This window comes from Streptomyces sp. NPDC057249, from assembly GCF_042669245.1.
In the GTDB taxonomy this organism is placed as follows: domain Bacteria; phylum Actinomycetota; class Actinomycetes; order Streptomycetales; family Streptomycetaceae; genus Streptomyces.
Map to the genome: position 1 here is coordinate 1 of NZ_JBHUXS010000044.1, position 1360 is coordinate 1360.

1 protein-coding gene is annotated in these 1360 nt (G+C 69.2%); it reads right to left on the bottom strand.

The genetic code is table 11. From position 1 onward, the window contains the following. On the bottom strand, window positions 1–1156 hold a 1156-nt coding region (locus tag ACFUJY_RS35145), incomplete at its 3' end, for an IS110 family transposase (protein WP_383307255.1). Window positions 1157–1360 lie beyond the last annotated feature (204 nt).

The following is a 1360-nucleotide window of genomic DNA, read 5'->3' on the forward strand; positions in this document are numbered from 1 at the left end:
GCAGCATCGCCCAGAGCACGTCGACTCGCCGTCGGGCGAGCGAGAGCAGGGCCTGGGTGTGCAACAGCCCTTCGCCGCGCTTCTTGAGGTAGTAGTCCCGGGAGGGACCAGGCCGCATCATCGCGGTCTGCGCGGCCAGGTAGAAGATGTGCCGCAGGCGCCGGTTGTAGCGCTTGGGCCGGTGGTAGTTGTTGGTGCGGCGGCCGGAGTCCCGGGCGACCGGGGCCAGGCCGGCGTGGGAGGCCAGGCGGCCGGCATCGCGGTAGCCGGACAGGTCGCCGACGATGGCGACGAACTCGGCTCCCAGGATGGGCCCCATGCCGGGCATGGACTCGATGATCTCGGCGCGGTCGTCGCTGCGGAAGGTCTCGCGGATCTCCCGGTCGTTGTCCTTGATCCGCTGGTCAAGGGCCAGGAGCTGGTGGGCGAGGTCGCAGACGAGCTTGGCGGCCCGCTTCTCGCCGGGCAGAGCGATCTGCTGGGACTGGGCAGCCTCGACGGCCTTGGCCGCGACGGTGTCGGCGCTGCGGACCTTGCGGCGTTCCAGCCAGGTCGTCAGCCGCTTGACGCCGATCCTTCGCAGGGCGGCCGGGGTCTGGTACTCGGTGAGCATGACGACCGGGCCCTTGGCCGCGGAGTAGTCGAAGGCTCGCTCCAGCGCCGGACAGATGCCGACCAGCAGGTCACGGAGCCGGTTGATCAGCCGGACCCGGTCAGCGATCAGGTCAGCCCGGTAGTGCGTCAGGACCCGGAGCGTGGAGACCAGTTCCGGGGGCGTGTCCAGGACCGCGAAACCCTTCGGGCGCATGCGGGCCTGGTCGGCGATGACACGCGCGTCCTTGGCGTCGGTCTTGCCTTCGCCCTGGTAGGCGCCGGACATGCGGTTGACCGTCCGGCCGGGAACATAGACCACGTCCTGATCGTGGGCCACCAGAAGGGCCAGCAGCAGCGTGGAGGCCCGGCCGGAGATGTCCACCGCCCACCGCACCTCGTCGGCCCGCTCACGTGCGGTCTCGATGAGAGCGAGGATCTGGGCCTCGTCGTTGATCACCTTCGTCGAGAACAGCGTCTCGCCGTCGGCGTCCAGAGCCACTGCCCAGTGGTGCCCCTTGCCGGCGTCGATGCCGACCCATATCCGCGCCAGTCGCGTGCTCAAGCCCGTCGCTCCGTATCCCTCGTAGCCCGTACTTCGTGGCCCGAAGAACACCCCGCCGACAGGTCCCTAACCAGCGATGACCGCAGTTCTCAATCAGTGGTCGGAGCGTCCCGGAGGACCGGGCGGCCATTCCTCGCGAGCCACAAGCGGCAAACACCCATCAGCCACACCCGGTCCCCCCGGACCGCCAACCATTCTTAGGGA